17 protein-coding genes are annotated in these 17,005 nt (G+C 64.8%); 8 read left to right on the top strand and 9 right to left on the bottom strand.

Annotated features, from left to right (window positions below):
* Positions 1-92: 92 nt before the first annotated feature.
* On the bottom strand, positions 93-1,301 hold the full coding sequence (locus A5688_RS17110; protein WP_082955121.1) for a 4Fe-4S dicluster domain-containing protein: 1,209 nt from the start codon (positions 1,299-1,301) through the stop codon (positions 93-95).
* A gap of 123 nt (positions 1,302-1,424) precedes the next feature.
* Complete coding sequence (locus A5688_RS17105; RefSeq protein ID WP_067911820.1) at positions 1,425-2,228, bottom strand: uracil-DNA glycosylase; 804 nt, start codon at positions 2,226-2,228, stop codon at positions 1,425-1,427.
* 94 nt (positions 2,229-2,322) lie between these two features.
* Between A5688_RS17105 and A5688_RS17100 the strand changes: the two genes are divergently transcribed.
* The 5 genes from A5688_RS17100 to A5688_RS17080 are packed head-to-tail and all read left to right on the top strand — an operon-like array spanning position 2,323 to position 6,569.
* The gene (locus A5688_RS17100; RefSeq protein WP_067911818.1) at positions 2,323-2,694 is read left to right on the top strand and encodes a DUF488 domain-containing protein; all 372 of its coding nucleotides are present in this window, start codon (positions 2,323-2,325) and stop codon (positions 2,692-2,694) included.
* Between the two features lie 33 nt (positions 2,695-2,727).
* Positions 2,728-3,234, top strand: coding sequence for a CBS domain-containing protein (locus tag A5688_RS17095; RefSeq protein ID WP_207546687.1), 507 nt, complete (start codon positions 2,728-2,730; stop codon positions 3,232-3,234).
* Between the two features lie 21 nt (positions 3,235-3,255).
* Positions 3,256-4,362 (top strand): pyruvate dehydrogenase (acetyl-transferring) E1 component subunit alpha, encoded by a 1,107-nt coding sequence (gene pdhA, locus A5688_RS17090; protein WP_067911815.1) that lies wholly within the window; start codon positions 3,256-3,258, stop codon positions 4,360-4,362.
* A gap of 5 nt (positions 4,363-4,367) precedes the next feature.
* Complete coding sequence (locus tag A5688_RS17085; protein ID WP_207546689.1) at positions 4,368-5,351, top strand: alpha-ketoacid dehydrogenase subunit beta; 984 nt, start codon at positions 4,368-4,370, stop codon at positions 5,349-5,351.
* A 12-nt stretch (positions 5,352-5,363) separates the two neighbouring features.
* Positions 5,364-6,569: a dihydrolipoamide acetyltransferase family protein gene (locus tag A5688_RS17080; RefSeq protein WP_067911808.1), complete on the top strand. Its 1,206-nt coding sequence runs from the start codon at positions 5,364-5,366 to the stop codon at positions 6,567-6,569.
* Between the two features lie 25 nt (positions 6,570-6,594).
* Here the strand turns inward: A5688_RS17080 and A5688_RS17075 are convergent, their stop codons facing one another.
* Genes A5688_RS17075 through A5688_RS17060 form a run of 4 tightly spaced genes read right to left on the bottom strand, consistent with a single transcriptional unit; the run spans position 6,595 to position 11,415 of the window.
* Complete coding sequence (locus A5688_RS17075; protein WP_067911805.1) at positions 6,595-7,728, bottom strand: mandelate racemase/muconate lactonizing enzyme family protein; 1,134 nt, start codon at positions 7,726-7,728, stop codon at positions 6,595-6,597.
* Positions 7,729-7,769: 41 nt separating this feature from the next.
* Positions 7,770-8,228: a VOC family protein gene (locus A5688_RS17070; RefSeq protein WP_207546686.1), complete on the bottom strand. Its 459-nt coding sequence runs from the start codon at positions 8,226-8,228 to the stop codon at positions 7,770-7,772.
* Between the two features lie 16 nt (positions 8,229-8,244).
* On the bottom strand, positions 8,245-8,571 hold the full coding sequence (locus A5688_RS17065) for a carboxymuconolactone decarboxylase family protein (RefSeq protein ID WP_067911801.1): 327 nt from the start codon (positions 8,569-8,571) through the stop codon (positions 8,245-8,247).
* Between the two features lie 30 nt (positions 8,572-8,601).
* On the bottom strand, positions 8,602-11,415 hold the full coding sequence (locus tag A5688_RS17060) for an aconitate hydratase (protein WP_067911798.1): 2,814 nt from the start codon (positions 11,413-11,415) through the stop codon (positions 8,602-8,604).
* A gap of 257 nt (positions 11,416-11,672) precedes the next feature.
* On the opposite strand from A5688_RS17060, the gene A5688_RS17055 reads away from it, so the two are divergent.
* Positions 11,673-12,086, top strand: a complete 414-nt coding sequence (locus A5688_RS17055) for a PRC-barrel domain-containing protein (RefSeq protein WP_067911795.1) — start codon at positions 11,673-11,675, stop codon at positions 12,084-12,086.
* Positions 12,087-12,167: 81 nt separating this feature from the next.
* On the opposite strand, the gene A5688_RS17050 is transcribed toward A5688_RS17055, so the two are convergent.
* Positions 12,168-13,148 carry an Acg family FMN-binding oxidoreductase gene (locus tag A5688_RS17050; protein ID WP_067911791.1) on the bottom strand — a complete coding sequence of 327 codons (981 nt, stop codon included), beginning with the start codon at positions 13,146-13,148 and terminating at the stop codon, positions 12,168-12,170.
* A 130-nt stretch (positions 13,149-13,278) separates the two neighbouring features.
* Between A5688_RS17050 and A5688_RS17045 the strand changes: the two genes are divergently transcribed.
* Both A5688_RS17045 and A5688_RS17040 read left to right on the top strand, forming a co-directional pair.
* Positions 13,279-14,013: a helix-turn-helix transcriptional regulator gene (locus A5688_RS17045; RefSeq protein WP_067911781.1), complete on the top strand. Its 735-nt coding sequence runs from the start codon at positions 13,279-13,281 to the stop codon at positions 14,011-14,013.
* Positions 14,006-14,443, top strand: coding sequence for a group III truncated hemoglobin (locus A5688_RS17040; protein ID WP_067911779.1), 438 nt, complete (start codon positions 14,006-14,008; stop codon positions 14,441-14,443). Before A5688_RS17045 ends, A5688_RS17040 begins: the two co-directional genes overlap by 8 nt.
* Positions 14,444-14,459: 16 nt before the next feature.
* Here A5688_RS17040 and A5688_RS17035 read toward each other — a convergent pair whose 3' ends face one another.
* Both A5688_RS17035 and ctaD read right to left on the bottom strand, forming a co-directional pair.
* A complete protein-coding gene (locus tag A5688_RS17035) occupies positions 14,460-15,206 on the bottom strand; it encodes a succinate dehydrogenase/fumarate reductase iron-sulfur subunit (RefSeq protein ID WP_067911777.1) in 747 nt (248 codons plus the stop codon).
* Positions 15,206-16,948 (bottom strand): aa3-type cytochrome oxidase subunit I, encoded by a 1,743-nt coding sequence (gene ctaD / locus A5688_RS17030; RefSeq protein WP_067911774.1) that lies wholly within the window; start codon positions 16,946-16,948, stop codon positions 15,206-15,208. The genes A5688_RS17035 and ctaD overlap by 1 nt, the downstream gene beginning before the upstream one ends.
* Between the last annotated feature and the right edge of the window lie 57 nt (positions 16,949-17,005).

Genomic DNA, 17,005 nt, shown 5'->3' with positions numbered 1-17,005 from the left:
TAGGGACTCCCTTCCTATCGGTGGGTTAAGCTGCGCCGGTTAGCCGCCGGGGTGGTCGTCGGCTTCGCCTTTGACTGCAGCAAGTTCTCAGTTCACTGGCCTCCCCGAGCATCCTCGTCGTACCCGGCGATCACGCCTGGCGCTGGTATTCCGCCGTCGGCGAGGACGGCAAGCGCATTCATCTCCTCGGTAATGTCAATCCCCGTGGGACACCACGCGATACAGCGTCCGCAGCCCACACAGCCGGTGCTGCCGAACTGGTCCTGCCAGGTTCCGAGCTTGTGGGTGATCCAGTGCCGGTATCGCGACTGGCCGGACTGCCGCACGCTGCCGCCCCCGTGGATGAACGTGAAATCGAATTCGAAACACGAGGCCCAGTGCTGCCAGCGCTCAGCGTGCTCGCCGGCCAGGTCGGTGATGTCCTCGACATTTGTGCAGTAACAGGTCGGGCACACCATCGTGCAGTTGCCGCAAGTCAGACAACGGCTCGCCACGTCGTCCCAACGCGGGGATTCGCGCGAGGTTATCAGCAGCTCGCGCAGGTCTCTACCGGGCATTTGCCGGCCCATCTTGCCGGCCGCATCGGCGACGTCGCACCGTGCCGCGTCAATCTCGGTAGCGGTAGCGTCTCGGTGCGTCACCGCGGCCAGCACCGCGGCGCCGTCTGCGCTGCCCACGTCGACGACGTAGCGGCAACCATTGCTGTCGATGCGTTCGGTCAGCGCAAGGTCGTAGCGGTGCCCCAAGCCCGGCCCGACCGCAGGTCCGGTTCCCATCGATGCGCAAAAGCACAACCCGCCCGGCTCGGTGCAGTTGACCGCCACCACGAAAATATTGCGGCGGCGCGCCACGAACCCCTGGTCCGGGTAGTCGCCGACGCCGAGCACACCGTTGAGAATCGCGATCGACGACAGGTCGCAGGCGCGTACCCCGATGAACGCGTACTGCGGAGTTTGTTGCGGCTCAGTGCTTTCCGCGCCATCTGCCGTGCCAGACCATAACTTCTGCCGCGGTGGGTGAAGGAACTGCTTCCACGATTGGGCACCGGCCGAATGGCCGAACAGCGCGTCGTCGCCTCGGCGCCGCAGCCGATAATGCCCCGGGCCGACGTCCACTCCCCAACCCCGGGGGAGATCGGCGGCAGAGGTCAGCTCGGCCGGCACGATCGCGTTACCTTCACGCGACAGCGTGGGACCCACGACGCGGTACCCGCGATCGATCAGCTCGGATATGAGTTGCTGTAAGCCCGCGCCATCAATCACCGCGCTGCGATCAACGTCGCTGATGCCGTCCTCGCCCATGGTCTTATCATCCCTCTCCGGCCGCCGAGTGCACAGTGCCCGGGATGCGGCTTCGTCGCGGCCCGGCCGGCACCGCCCGCCACGACGGCTGTCCCGGCGATCCGCCTTACGCCAGTGGCGCAACTACGGGGAAGGCGGCGCTGCGGCACCGATCGCCACAGCACGTTGCAGGACATCGCGGAACATGGCGCTGGTGAGGGTGCGCGTCGACACGTTGCGCTGACTGGGGTGATAGCAGCCGAACAAATGCAGTTCGCGGCGGCGGGATTCATCCGCGATCAGGATGTGGGTTCCATGACCGAATTTGGGACGGGGCTTGGGGAGTGACCAACCCGCATCGGCAAGGACCGGGAGCACTGCCCGCCACGCAAATCCACCCAGCGCAACGATGACGGACAGGGTGGGGCTCAGCAACTGCAGTTCTCGGACCAGCCAGGGGCGGCAGGTATTGCGCTCGCCGGTGGTCGGCTGATTGTTCGGCGGGGCGCAGTGCACCGGGACGGTGATGCGGACACCGTTCAGCTCCATGCCGTCGCCACGGCGTGTGGAGAAGGGTTGCGAGGCAACACCAATGGCGTGCAGGGCCGCATAGAGCAGATCGCCAGACGGATCACCGGTGAAGATGCGGCCCGTGCGATTTCCGCCGTGCGCGGCCGGCGCTAGACCGACGATCGCGACAGTGGCATCCATCGGTCCGAACCCGGGCACAGGTTTGGCCCAATAGTCCCAGTCTCGATACGCGTGGCGTTTGACCACGGCGACGTGCTCGCGCCAGGCAACCAGGCGGGGGCAAGCCCGGCACTGAATCAACCGCGCCTCCAACGCGCCCGGTGTCCGGGCGTCGGCCGCCGCGTGCCGGGGGTAATCGGGGGCGCAGCGGTCGAATTCGGCCGACTGCGGAGCGCCGTTCTGGTCACGGTGTGGCATTCGGTCTCCTGCGTCATCCTACCGTCATCGAAATTGCCCGCTCTCGATACGCGATCGGAGTACGCTTGCTGGCGGAGTCAATGAGGGGTGAGCCATGAGCGGTCATGTCTCCTATCGCAGGGTTTACGACGAGGTTTCGCCGTCCGACGGCGCACGTGTGCTGGTTGACCGGGTCTGGCCGCGCGGCATGCGGAAGGAAGCCCTCCAGCTGACCGAGTGGTTGCGCGAGGCAGCGCCCTCGACCGAATTGCGGCAATGGTATTCCCACGAACCCGAGAAATTCACCGAATTCCGGCGGCGCTATCTGGCGGAATTGAAGTCGCCGGAACGTCGCGGCGCCCTCGAGCATCTAAAGGAAATCGCCCGCAAAAGCGACCTGGTATTGCTGACGGCCACCCGCGACGTCGACCACAGCCAGGCAGCGGTTCTGGCGCGATGGCTCGGTGAGACCCGCAGCAAGCCTTAGTCAGTCACGCCCGGCAGGCGTAACCTCGCGAATGTGGATCCGCAATACGGCACGGCGGTGTCGCTGGCCCACGTGACAGCCGGAGACGTCATGTCGTCGCCGGTGATCACTGTCCTGGCCGACGCATCCACACAGCAGGTGGCCGACACCCTCGCCCGGCACCGGATCAGCGCGGTACCCGTAGTCGATCACACGGGAACGCTTTTGGGTCTGCTCAGCGAGTACGACCTGCTATCGAAAACCGGCGAAGTGGCGAGTGACCTGATGACCACCGCGGTGGTCAGCGTGACCGTGGATAGTGCTGCCGACGATATCCGGCATCTTCTAATCGACCGGCGTATCCGCCGGGTTCCGGTGATGAAGGCCGGCCGCCTGGTCGGGATCGTGAGCCGCCATGACTTGGTGGCGGTCATGGCGACGGAATGGGTGTGCCAGGTTTGTGGTGAGCCGGTGCGCGGTCAGCATCCCCCCAGCGCGTGTCCGAAATGCCATGCAGGAGGTGCGCAATTCGCCCTGCAGGAGCAACCACCGGGTACCTAGTGGCGCCCAGGCAGGAGGGCAATGACAGTTCAGCCGACTCCGACTCCGACCCCGAGACCGGGTCTCAGTGGGCCCGCCGGATTCCCGGCCCAGGAACCCGCTGAGACCCTCCGCGATTACTACCGGCAGATGGCGCTGATCCGGGCGTTCGAACTGCGGTCAGCCGAGATGTATCAGCGGGCGAAAATCGGTGGATACTGCCACCTCAACCTGGGCGAGGAAGCCGCGGTGGTCGGCCTGATGGCGGCACTGGAGCCGCGCGACTACCTGTACACGACCTATCGCGAGCACGGATATGCCCTTGCCCGCGGACTCGATCCGGGTCGTGTCATGGCAGAGCTTTTCGGCAAGTCCACCGGCGTGTCCGGGGGCCGCGGCGGCTCGATGCATCTCTTCGATCGCACGTTGCGCCTATTCGGCGGCTACGGCATTGTCGGCGGCCAGATCCCGCCGGCCACCGGTGCGGCTTTGGCTCTTACCTACCGCGACGGCGCCGGCGCCGATGCCGAAGCCGTGATGTGCGTGCTCGGTGACGGCACAACCAACATCGGCTCGTTTCACGAAGCGCTGAACCTGGCCGGGTTGTGGCACCTGCCGATCGTGTACGTGATCGTCAACAACGGGTTGGGTATGGGAACCCCGGTGGAGAAGGCCGCGGCGGAGCCCGAGTTGTACAAACGCGGCTGTTCCTACCGGATCCCCGGGGAACGTGTCGACGGTGACGACGCGCTCGCGGTGCGCGACGCGGCCAAGGCCGCACTCTCGCGTGCCCGAACCGAACGTCAGCCCGGCCTGCTCGAGGCGATGTGCCAGCGGTTGCGCGGCCACTCCGTGGTGGACCCGGCCAAGTACCGCTCCCGCGACGAGGTTGCGCGGCTACGCGCGCTTGATCCCGTTCCGGCGTTTCGTCATCGGTTGATCGAGGCGGGCATTCTCGACGAAAAGGCGGCGCACGACGTTGAGGAACAGGCCGAGGCGCGGATCGACGCCGCGGTGGAGTTCGCCGCCGCCAGCCCCGACCCGAATCCCGGTGAGCTGTTTGACTATGTCTATGCCACGGCGGTTGCCAATGCGCCACGCCAGCTGCCGGGTGATCCCGTCGTTTCCGGTGCGGTGAAACAGCCATGACTGTGATGACGTATCGGCAAGCGCTGCACGACACACTGCGCGCCGAATTGTTGCGCGACCAGTCGGTCTTTCTGATCGGCGAGGAGATCGGTGTCTTCGATGGCTCCTACAAGATCACGGCGGGGCTCTTGGCGGAATTCGGGCCCACCCGGGTAGTCGACACACCGATCTGCGAGGGGGGATTCGTCGGTGCCGCGATCGGTGCGGCGATGCTTGGCATGCGCCCGATCGTGGAGATCATGACGATCAACTTCAGCCTGCTGGCCATCGACCAGATCGTCAACCATGCCGCCAAGATGCACGCGATGTTCGCGGGCCAGGTGTCGGTGCCGCTGGTGATTCGCACCCCCGGCGGCGGCGGGCAGCAACTGGCGGCGACCCACTCGCAGAACCTGGAAGTCTGGTACGCACACGTGCCCGGGATGAAAGTGCTTACCCCGGCCACCCCGGCGGATGCCAAAGCGCTGCTCACCGCGGCCGTCCGCGACGACGACCCGGTGCTGTTGCTCGAGAATCTGGCGCTCTACAACACCAAGGGGGAGGTTCCCGACGGCGAGCAAATCGGCCAAATCGGGAAGGCTTCGATCGCCAAGCCCGGAACCGACCTGACCGTCCTCGCGTACTCGCGGTCCACGGTGATCGCGTTGGACGTCGCCCGCCGGTTCGAGGACGACGGGGTATCCATCGAAGTGGTCGACCTGCGCAGCCTGCGGCCGCTGGACCGGGAAACGATCTGCGCCTCGGTGCGCAAGACCAGCAGAGCCGTGATCCTCGAGGATGATTGGCTCAGCTACGGCGTGGGTGCGGAGATCGCGGCGACGATCGCCGAAGGCGCCTTCGACTATCTCGATGCCCCGATCCGACGGGTCGCCAGCGCCGAGGTGCCACTGCCGTACGCCAAGCCGCTCGAACTGGCGGCCCTGCCGGATGCCGCCGACCTGACCAAGGTCATCGGCGAGGTTCTCGACGCCAGCCGGTTCACCTACTGAGAGGGACCCGCCATGGTCGACGTGCTGATGCCGCGATTGTCGGACACTATGACCGAAGGCGTTGTCGGCCAATGGCTTAAAGATGAGGGTGACATTGTCGCGCCTGGCGACGTGCTCGCCGAAATCGAGACGGACAAGGCCACCATGGAACTCGAGGCCTACGACGGCGGCGTGCTGACGCGCATCATCGCTCCCCCCGGAAGCACCGTACCCATCGGTCAGCCGATCGCCGTCATCGACGACCGAACAGCGGTTGACCTACCCAAAACTGTTGGCGAGCAAGCCAACACGTCCGCACCCCGGGCGTTGCCCCCTGAAGCCCGGCCGGTCCCGCCGCCGCCCGCCGCGCCGGTGCGCGCCACTCCGCTCGTCCGCACGCTGGCGCGTGAGCACGGAATTGACCTTGCCGGCGTGACCGGCACCGGCCCGGGCGGACGCATCGTGCGCAAAGATATCGACGGCATCATCAACCAGCGTTCGGTTGCCACACCGCCTGATGCCTCGACGGCGGTCCCGACGGCAAATGGTGGCGAAGACGACGAGCAGGTGCCGCTGTCGTCGATACGCCGCATAACGGCGCAGCGGCTCACCGAAAGCGCTGCCGCGCCGCACTTCTACCTGACCGCGGTCGCCGACGTCGGCGCGCTGCAGAGGCTACGCAATGAACTCAACGCGGAGTTTTCGGATACCGGGCCGAAAATCAGCGTCACCGATGTGTTGATCCGGGCGAGCGCGCTAACGCTGCGCACCCATCTGCACGTCAATTCCTCGTGGGGTGGCAATCACCTTGTGCGGCACGGCCACGTGAACATCGGATGCGCCGTCGCTACCGACAACGGGCTTCTGGTGCCCGTCATCCGCGATGCGGACCGCAAAAGCCTCACCGAGATCGCCATCGAGGCGCATGCGCTCGTCGACCGGGCGCGGGCCGGCAAGCTCACACCGAACGAATTGACCGGTAGCACCTTCACGGTAAGCAACCTCGGGATGTACGGAATCGACCACTTCACCGCCGTCATCAACCCGCCCGAGGCCGCGATCCTCGCCGTGGGCGCCGTCCAGGAAGAGGCCGTCGTCCGGGGCGGTCAGCTCACCGCGGCCACCACCTTGAAGCTCACGTTGTCCATTGACCACCGCGTGCTCGACGGCGCCACGGCCGCCGTGTTTCTCGCGGATCTTGTGAAGCTGCTCGAACGCCCGCTGCGCATCCTCGCCTGAGCGCACGCAAACCACCGGGCCATCGTCATGGTGTCGTTGACCGTCGGTAAGCGCGTATCACATCCGGGTCGGGTTCTATCCCCAGGCCCGGTCCCTGAGGGACCGATATCCGGCCCGCCGTCGGGGCCAGGGCATCGCCGTAGACGAGTGCTTCCAGATCGAACCAGCGCCACTCGACCATGGATTCGGCGGTACCGAGCGCCGCAGTCGCATGAATCGCCGCGAGCAGGCCCGGGCCGTCGTAGAAGGAGTGCGTCATCACCGGGACGTTGTGGGTCGCGGCGAGGGGAAAAACCTTACGCAGTTCGCTGATGCCGCCCATCTTGGCCGGGCTCGGCTGAACGAAGTCCACCGCCCGAGCGGTGAGCATGCGCTCGAATTCCATTAGGGTGGAGACGTTTTCGCCCGATGAAATGGGGAGGTCGCTGGTTCTTCGCAGTTCGGCAAGACCGTCGAAATTCTCCGGCGGCCAAAGTGGCTCCTCGAGGAATTTGAGCCCGACCGGCTTGAGTTCTCGAGCGAAAACACTGGCTTCGGTCAAGGTCCAGGGACAGCCGGCGTCGACGATCAACTCGACGTCAGGGCCGGCCTCCTCGCGGGCTGCACGGATTGCCGACATGCTCGCCTCGTGCAGCTTGATTGCTCGAAATCCGGCATCAAGCGCTTGCCGAACCACGGCGCGAACCGGTGCGGGATCGGAGTAGCAGGCCAAGCTTGCGTAGCAAGGCATTGCGGTCATTCCGCCGCCAAGGAGCTGGCACACGGGAGCGTTGGCGAGCTTACCGGCGATATCCCAAAGAGCTATGTCCACCGCCGAGAGTCCGTACGTCAAGGCACCGCCGCGTCCGAAAACATGCAGCTTCTTTTGAACCTCCAGCATCAGGGGCCCGATGCGAGTGGCGTCCCGGCCGATGCATAGCGGCGCGATCAGTTCATCGACAGCAAGCTTGGCCGAATCGACGGCGCGAAAACCGAAGGCCTCCCCCCAGCCCTCCACTCCGTTGCGGGTTGTCACCTTGACGAGTAACGAGTCTGCGGCAGACAACCTGTCGCCCCAGAGGGACGCCCCAGGTACGCTGCCCGCCTTCAACGGGATACGCAGCGGAACCGTTTCGATCCTGGCGATGACTGCGGTGCGGTGCGCGGCGTTGGGAGACATGCCGATTCCTTGCTCTCACGGCCGGTGCTTGCGGCGCTGGGTCAGCCGTGCAGGCGCTTAGCAATGACCTCGCGGGGCAACCGGCGGGGACTCGGGTAGGCAACGATCACCCGTTCCCTATCGGGGTCGCAACCTTCGACGAAGGTCACCCCACCCTGGGTATAGGAATAGGCGGCGACGTCGTGAGTCTTCAAACGCTGCGCAATCTGCTCCAGACTGGCTTCGCTATCGGTGGCCCACATCAGATACTGCACGCCGAGCGTGCCCGGTCCGCGATGCCGGAATGTACGCTCCGAATGCAGGTATAGCTGAAAGCCGTTGGGCGCCAACAGCAGGGCCATGTCGGACTCCCGAATGAGCACCCTGCAGGAGAACACGTCGCAGTAGAACTTCAGCGACCGGTCCAAGTCCGACACCCGGATCACGCACGAGGCGACCTCCGCGGCGATCCCGGCCTCGGGGTTTCCGGTATTGATAGCTTGATTCTGTTCGCTCGCCATTTCATGTCTCCGGCGGTTATTTGGCGAGTTCCTCGAGGGCCAGCGTGGCGTGCGCGTAGGCGCCACCGGCGCGCATCTCGGCCGCGACCCAGATGGCCTCCATGACCTCTTGGTCGCTGTTACCTTTCCGGCGGGCGAGTCGGGTGTGCCCGCGGATGCAGTAGGGACATTGGGTGGTGTGAGCGACCGCGACCGCAATGAGCTGTTTGGTTTTCTCGGGTAGGGCACCATCGGCGAACACCGCACGGCTGAACGCCTCGAACGCGTCGTGGGTATGCGGGACGAGTTCCTTGCGGAGCTTGTGGATCTCGGGGGTGGTGGCGTGGTACATCTCCTCGGCCATGGTGTCTCCTTCCTGGGTCGGACTGCATTGTCAGCGCTTTGTGGCGGCGGGCTCGTTGCCGAGCAGTTGGCGCAGGACGTACTGCATGATGCCGCCGTGGCGGTAGTAGTCGGCCTCGCCGGGGGTGTCGATGCGCACGATCGCGTCGAACTCGACGCCGCCGGCGTTGACACGCACGGCGTCGGGGATGGTCTCGTTGAGCGCAGTCACGCCGGTGATGTCGACGGTCTCCTTGCCGGTCAACCCCAGCGAGTCCGCGCTTTGCCCCTCGGGGAATTGCAGTGGCAGCACCCCCATCCCGATCAGGTTGGAGCGGTGGATCCGTTCGTAGGACTCGGCGATTACCGCGTGCACACCGAGCAGGGCGGTGCCTTTGGCCGCCCAGTCGCGCGATGACCCGGAGCCGTATTCCTTTCCGGCGAGGATGACTAGGGGCGTACCCGCCTTTGCGTAGTTCACCGATGCGTCGTAAATGGTCGCCACCGGGCCGTCGGGCTGGGTGAAGTCGCGTGTCCATCCGCCTTCGGTGCCCGGGGCGAGTTGGTTGCGCAGCCGGATGTTGGCGAAGGTGCCGCGGATCATCACCTCATGATTGCCACGCCGCGAGCCGTAGGAGTTGAAGTCCTTGCGGTCAATCCCGTGTTCGGACAAGTACTTTCCCGCGGGTGAGTCGACCTTGATGGAGCCGGCCGGACTGATGTGATCGGTGGTGACCGAGTCACCGAGCTTGGCGAGCACCCGGGCGGCGGTGATGTCGCCGACCGGTTGCGGGTCGCGGCCCATGCCGTCGAAGTAGGGCGGCCGGCGCACATACGTCGACTCGGGGTCCCACTGGAAGGTGTTGCTGTCGGGGACCGTCAGCGAGCGCCAGCGATCGTCGCCGGCGTACACGTCGGCATAGCTCTTGGTGAACATCTCGGCGCGCAAGTTCTCGTCGACGACTGCAGTAATTTCCTCGGTCGACGGCCAAATATCGCGCAGGTACACCGGTTGGCCGTCGCTGCCGGTGCCAATCGGGTCTTGAAGCAGGTTGGTGCGCAGCGTGCCCGCCAATGCGTACGCGACCACCAACAGCGGCGACGCGAGGAAGTTCATTCTGGTCTCCGGGTGGATGCGCCCCTCGAAATTGCGGTTACCCGACAGCACCGAGCAGACCGTGAGGTCGTTGTCGGTCATCGCCCGGCTCACCTCGGGAATCAGCGGGCCGGAATTGCCGATGCAGGTGGTGCAGCCGTAGCCGACCAGGTTGAAGCCGAGCTTGTCCAGATACTGTGTGAGCCCGGCCCTTTCGTAATAGTCGGTGACGACGCGGGACCCGGGCGCCAGCGAGGTCTTCACCCACGGTTTGCGGGCCAACCCTTTTTCCACCGCCTTCTTCGCCAGCAGCCCCGCGCCCACCATCACCGACGGGTTGGAGGTATTGGTGCATGAGGTGATCGCGGCGATCACCACATGTCCATTGTCGATGTCCGTGCGCGTGCCGTCGGCAAACTCGACCGGTGTCGGCGCGGTCACCCACGGGAGTTTCTCGCCATGGTCCCAGGGCGCGCGCGGTTTGCCTTCCGGCTGGGCATGGTCGCCAAAGGCGATCGGGTCGCTGGCCGGAAACGAGTCCGCCGATGCCTTGTCCAAAGCCGACAACGCCTCCGCTGTGGTCTCGGCGCCGTTGAGCAGCGCGGCGACCGTGTGCGGGGCCACCCGCAGCGGGATGCGGTCCTGCGGTCGTTTGGGCCCGGCGATCGACGGCTCGATGGAGCCCAGGTCGAGTTCGAGAGTCTGCGAGAACGTCGGCTCATGACCAGTCTCGTGCCAGAGCCCCTGTTCCTTGGCGTAGGTCTCCACCAGCCGGATCTGGTTTTCGGGGCGACCCGTCAGCCGCAGGTAGTCCAGGGTGACGTCGTCGATCGGGAAAATGGCGCAGGTGGCGCCGTATTCGGGGCTCATGTTGCCGATGGTGGCCCGGTTGGCTAGCGGCACGTTGAGCACACCGGGTCCGTAAAAGTCGACGAACTTGCCGACCACACCGGTTCGACGCAGCAGCTCGGCCACCGTCAGCACCAAGTCGGTGGCCGTGGTGCCGGGCGGTAGCTCACCGGTCAGCTTCAGGCCCAGCACCTGCGGTATCAGCATGCTCATCGGTTGGCCGAGCATGGCCGCCTCGGCTTCGATACCGCCCACACCCCAGCCGAGCACCCCCAGCCCGTTGACCATCGGGGTGTGCGAGTCGGTGCCGACGAGCGTGTCCGGATAGGCCTGCGGACCGTCCGGGCCCTGGCGGGTGAACACGACTCGGGACAGATATTCCAGATTGACCTGGTGGCAGATCCCGGTATCCGGTGGCACGACACTGAAATCCGTGAACGCCTGCTGTGCCCAGCGCAGCAATTGATAGCGCTCGGCATTGCGTTCGAACTCCAATTCGGCATTGATCCGAAAGGCGTCCGGCCGGCCGAAGACGTCGGCGATCACCGAGTGGTCGATCACCAGCTCGGTCGGGCACAGCGGATTGATGCGTTTGGTGTCACCGCCGAGATCGGCGATGGCGTCGCGCATCGCCACCAGGTCGACCACGCACGGCACCCCGGTGAAGTCCTGCATCAGCACCCGCGCCGGGGTGTAGGCCACCTCCCGCCCATGCTTGGCCGCCGGATCCCAGGCCGCCAGTGCGCCGATCTGTTCGGCGGTCACCAGCCGGCCGTCCTCGTTGCGTAACAGGTTCTCCAACAAGACTTTCAAGCTGTAGGGCAACCGAGCCGCGCCGTCGATCCGTGCCAGGCGGTGGATCTGGTAGGTGGTGCCGCCAACGGCAAGTTGATCACGCGTTCCGAAGCTGTCCGAGGCCATGAGAAACCCCCTTACGCGCTGCCTGGCTAGTAATTCGAGCCTACGGCAATTGACTACATGGGCAAGAGTCGCAGGTTGGCACACGGGCCCGAGCGAATCGCCAGAATTCGATGAACATCCTCTTGCAGGCCGGTCGCATACTGGGTGCATGCCGGAGCTGACCATCCAGTCGCAATCAGCAGACGGCACGCTAGAAACCCGTCGAGTGCGCGGCAACGTTGAGCCATCTCGACGCTCACCATTGACCAGGAGTCCCGATGACAACCGAGGCTGACACCGCTCTCATCAAGCTCACGGGTACGGTCGTAAAGGTCAAGAACGCCACCGATGACATGCGTGGACGGCAGGTAAAGGACAAGGACCACAAGCACTTCGGCAGGGTGCATGACGTCTTTGTGGACGACCGTGAGCGCAAGCCCCGCTTCCTCCTCGTCGACCATGGTGGCCTTCTCGGCATCGGCGAAAAGAAGTCTTTCATCCCAGTCGACGTGATCGAGGCGACCACCAGTGATGATGTCTTCGTCGGCGATGCGCACGATCACATCTGCGGGGCACCGGCATATGAGGCAGGACTGGTCAACAATGATGACTATCAGAGCCGCGTCTGTGGGTATTACGGATGCTTGCCCTACTGGTCGTCCGGTTACGTCTACCCGAGCTTCAACCTGTAAGCGAGTTCGCAACCGCGGGTTTCGAAACCGCCAGGTCGCTACGAGCGGCTGTCGCCGCCGGGTCGCTGCCACCGCCGAGACTCAGCTCTTGCGTCGCAACACGTCGGCGAGCGCTCGCCGCGGCGTGGGCGGTGGCATCCCGTCAAGTGCCGGTGCGACACCCACCCGGATCAGGACCTGGGGCAGGTCAGTGTGACCCGTGATCGCCGCGAGCAGTTCACGACTGACCGACAGTTCCGTCAGTTGCGACACCGGGCAGGTGGCCAACCCGGCGATTGTGCATTCCAGGAGGACACTCGACAGCACCTCGCCGCACGCCAGGGCGTTGGCGTGGGTGTCGTCCTCGGTGGACAGCATCAAGATCTTCGAGAAATCTCGCGTGATCCCGGCGCGCCTGTCCAGGTTGCGGGTGAAGGGAAAGTGGCGATTGACGCCTACCCGATGCGACTCGGCGGCCGAGATCAGCGAGCTATAGGGGATGCCCTCGGATACTTCGAACGGGGCTGTCCACCAATCGAGTTCGAGATGATACGGAGAATCGTACAGACGCAGCGACTCGGTGAACTCGGCTGCCTCGGCCAGGCGTGGACGCGTCTCCTCCGGTAGCACGTCCAAGCGCACCCCACCGCCGTCGATCCCGCTGCGTAGCAGGGGCTCGAACGATTCCCAGTCGACCGGCGCTAGGAATGGCAGCCGATCAGTCCTGCGTTTCAGCATCGCGTCGGCGCGGCGACGCTGTTCGTCGGTCACGCCTTGCGCGGGGACGAATTTCACCCGCGCCAGGTGGGCCGGATTAGCTGGATCGGGAAATCGCTCGACATCGGCGATCCAGCCCGCGGCCGCCATCGCCACCCGAAGATGATCGAGCGCCCCGCCGCAGCCGATGTGGGCCTCTCGCGTCGATCGGTCCATGTGCACGACGCGGCTCGTATCGAGAAACAAGTCCAGCCCGGCGCCGTCTGTCACCCACAGCCACGGCTGGGTGTTGTACAGCGACGGGGCACGGCAGGCGATCCGGACCGCGTTCTCGATGACTGTGGTTTCCAACATGGTGTCCGACACGGCGCACCTCCGGTTTCCCTGCTGCCCCAAGGTCGTCGCGCTAGTGGAGACGCCGGGGCGTTCAGTGCTATTATTAATGAATAATATCCTCTAAATAGCTGAAGGGCAACCGGACGAGAGGACTGATGGGGTGGGCGAGCACAACGAGGACGAGGCCGGGCGGCAGCACCGCGGGGAACGCAACCGGCAGCGTCAACGAGTTCTGGAACTCGTGCGCGAGCACGACGGACCGGTCGACGCGGCCGAACTCGGCGCCCGGCTCGGACTGCACACGACGACCGTGCGCTTTCATCTTGACGCGTTGTGCGCCGAGGGGCTCGTTGAGCGCACCCGGATCACACGCGCCGGCGTGGGCCGCCCCCGCACCGGCTACCGCGCGGTGCGCGAGCGGCTGGACTATCGAATCCTGGCCGAGATATTGGCGCTGGAACTCGGTGAGACCGTCGACAAGCGGCGCCGCCGCGCCGAGGCCGCCGGCCGGCGATGGGCTGAGCGGATCACGGAGGACGACTCCCACGAAGATATTGCGGGGCAACATGTTCCACAGCGCCTTACCCGCAGAAAGGCCGCTGAAGAACGATCGAGGAAAATCACGACGGTGTTCGACCGCATGGGATTCGATCCCGAGCTGGTCCCGCCCGAAAAGTCGACTCCCGGCAACCAGCGGACCATCCGCCTGCACAGTTGCCCGGTCCGTGATCTGGCCCGTGATCACCCGGAGGTGGCGTGCGCTCTGCACCGCGGGCTGTTGCAGGGCTTGGCGGGCCCGACGGAGCCGGTTGGTTCCGCGCCCGCGATGCACGCCGAGCTGGAACCCTTCGTCGAACCTGAACTGTGTCTCGCCAGGGTGATCGCGCGTGACTAACTTGTGCGCCCCGGTCGGCCAAGGGATCTCAGATCTCGCTACCCGCGCGGACGTCGAGGCGCTCTTGCGCCGGTTTTACGGCCGGGTGATGGTCGACGATGTGCTCGTCGAGCCTTTCGCAGAGTTGCGAAGCAAGGGCCTGGACTCGCACATCCCGGTGATGGCCGACTTTTGGGAGACTGCCCTGTTCCGTGCCGGACTCTACCGCGGCAGCGCCCTGCACGCCCACCAGCACATCCATCGGCGAACCCCGTTGAGCAGCCGCCACTTTGTCCGCTGGCTGACGGTGTGGAACGAGACCGTCGATTCGATGTTCCAAGGGCCCATCGCCGAACGCGCGAAGATTCAGGGCGCCAGAATCGCCTGGGCCATGCACCGGCGGTTGACGGGCACGGACACACCAGAACTCGACAGCGCGGTCGCGCGCTGAACGCTCTCGTGGCGTGCTACCGGCGGAACAGCTTGCGCCCCAGCCAGACCGCCGGGTCATACCTGCGACCCGCGACGCGTTCCTTCATGGGGATGATGGCGTTGTCGGTGATCTTGATGTGCTCCGGGCAGACCTCGGTGCAGCACTTGGTGATGTTGCACAGCCCCAGGCCCTGCTGGTCCTGGGCGAGGTCTCGACGATCCGCGGTATCGAGGGGGTGCATTTCCAGTTCCGCGAGGCGAATGAACATGCGCGGCCCGGCATACGCTCGCTTGTTGTCGTCGTGGTCACGGATCACGTGGCAGACGTCTTGGCACAGGAAACATTCGATGCACTTGCGGAACTCCTGCGAGCGCTCGACGTCGGCTTGAGCCATTCGGTATTCCCCGGGCCGTAGATCCTTGGGTGGCGCGAAAGACGGCATTTCTCTGGCTTTTTCATAGTTGAACGAGACGTCGGTAACGAGATCGCGAATTACCGGGAAGGCTCGCATCGGGGTGACCGTGACAACCTCGTCCTCGGCGAAGGTCGACATGCGAGTCATGCACATCAACTTTGGATAGCCGTTGATCTCAGCCGAGCAGGAACCGCATTTGCCCGCCTTGCAGTTCCAGCGCACCGCCAGGTCGGGCACTTGCGTGGCCTGCAGCCGGTGAATGACGTCTAGCACGACTTCACCCTCGTTGATCTCGACGGTGAAGTCACGGAGCTCGCCACCCTGCTCGTCGCCGCGCCACACCCGAATGATCCCGTTGTAGGCCATCAGCTCCTCCGTACGGTCACGGTCTTCTGTCGTTCGGCACCGGCATCGCCGCTCACATTGTGCCCGACGTGCCGCTCGCTGCGCATGCGCTCGGTCATGTGCGGGTAGTGCAGTTCGAAGGCGGGCCGCTCGGAACGGATGCGCGGCAACTCCGTGAAATTGTGCCGCGGCGGCGGGCAACTGGTGGCCCACTCCAGCGAGTTAGCGTGTCCCCACGGGTCATCGACGGCAACCGGATTTCCGTAGCGCCAACTCCTGAACACGTTCCAGACGAACGGCAGCATCGACGCACCCAGGATCAGCGCCCCGATGGTGGAGACGACGTTCAGGGCGGTGAAGCCGTCGGTGGGCAGGTAGTCCGCGTAGCGGCGGGGCATGCCCATGTTGCCCAGCCAGTGCTGCACCAAAAACGTGGTGTGAAAGCCGATCAGGGTCAGCCAGAAATGCAGCTTGCCCAACCGCTCGTCGAGCAACCGCCCGGTCATCTTCGGGAACCAGAAGTAGATGCCGGCAAAGGTGGAGAACACGATCGTGCCGAACAGCACGTAATGGAAGTGCGCGACGACGAAATACGAGTCGGTGACGTGAAAGTCGATCGGGGGACTGGCCAGCATCACCCCGGACAACCCGCCGAGCAGAAACGTCACCATGAAGCCCACCGCGAACAACATCGGGGTTTCGAACGTCAGCTGCCCTTTCCAGATGGTCCCGATCCAGTTGACGAATTTGATCCCGGTCGGCACCGCGATTAGATAGCTCATGAACGAGAAAAACGGCAGCAGCACCGCGCCGGTGGCGAACATGTGGTGGGCCCACACCGCGGTCGAGAGCCCGGCGATGCTCATCGTCGCGTAGACCAGTGTGGTGTAGCCGAAGATCGGTTTGCGGGCGAACACCGGCACCACCTCGCTGATGATGCCGAAGAACGGCAATGCGATGACGTAGACCTCGGGATGTCCGAAGAACCAGAAGAGGTGCTGCCACAGCATCGTTCCGCCGTTCGCTGTGTCGTAGATGTGGGCGCCGAGGTGGCGGTCGGCCGCCAGCCCGAGCAGCGCCGCGGTCAGCAGGGGAAAGATGATCAGCACCATGATCGAGGTGATGAGGATGTTCCAGGTGAAGATCGGCATCCGGAACATGGTCATCCCCGGCGCGCGCAGGCACACGACCGTGGTGATCATGTTGACCGCACCCAGGATGGTGCCCAAACCGCCCACCGCCAGACCCACGATCCACAAATCGCCACCCACGCCGGGGCTGTGGACGGCGTCGGACAGCGGCGTGTAGGCGGTCCAGCCGAAGTCAGCGGCCCCACCTGGGGTGATGAACCCCGCCAGCGCAATCAGCGCGCCAAACACGAACAGCCACAACGATAACGCGTTGAGGCGCGGGAAGGCCACGTCGGGCGCGCCGATTTGCAGCGGCAGCACCAGGTTGGCAAACCCGAACACGATGGGGGTGGCATAAAACAGCAACATAACGGTGCCGTGCATGGTGAACAGCTGGTTGTACTGCTCATTGGAGAAGAACTGCAAGCCCGGCGCGGCGAGTTCGGCACGCATGAACAGCGCCAGCAGTCCGCCGATGAAGAAGAAGGCGAAGCAGGCAACGCAGTACATCATGCCGATCAGTTTGTGATCGGTGGTCGTGATCAGTCTGTATGCCAGGCCTCCGGTGGGGCCCTTCCGCGCGGGAAATGGTCGGCGAGCCAACAGTGTTCGTGACACGACTTCGACGGCCATTGCTTCCTCCACTTTGGTGCTGTGTTCTTCTTACGAATCCACCTCGACGTGCGTGTC

The organism is Mycobacterium mantenii (genome assembly GCF_001667865.1).
GTDB lineage: Bacteria > Actinomycetota > Actinomycetes > Mycobacteriales > Mycobacteriaceae > Mycobacterium > Mycobacterium mantenii_A.
The sequence above is the reverse complement of the archived record's forward strand: the minus strand, read 5'-3'. Positions and strand labels throughout refer to the sequence as shown.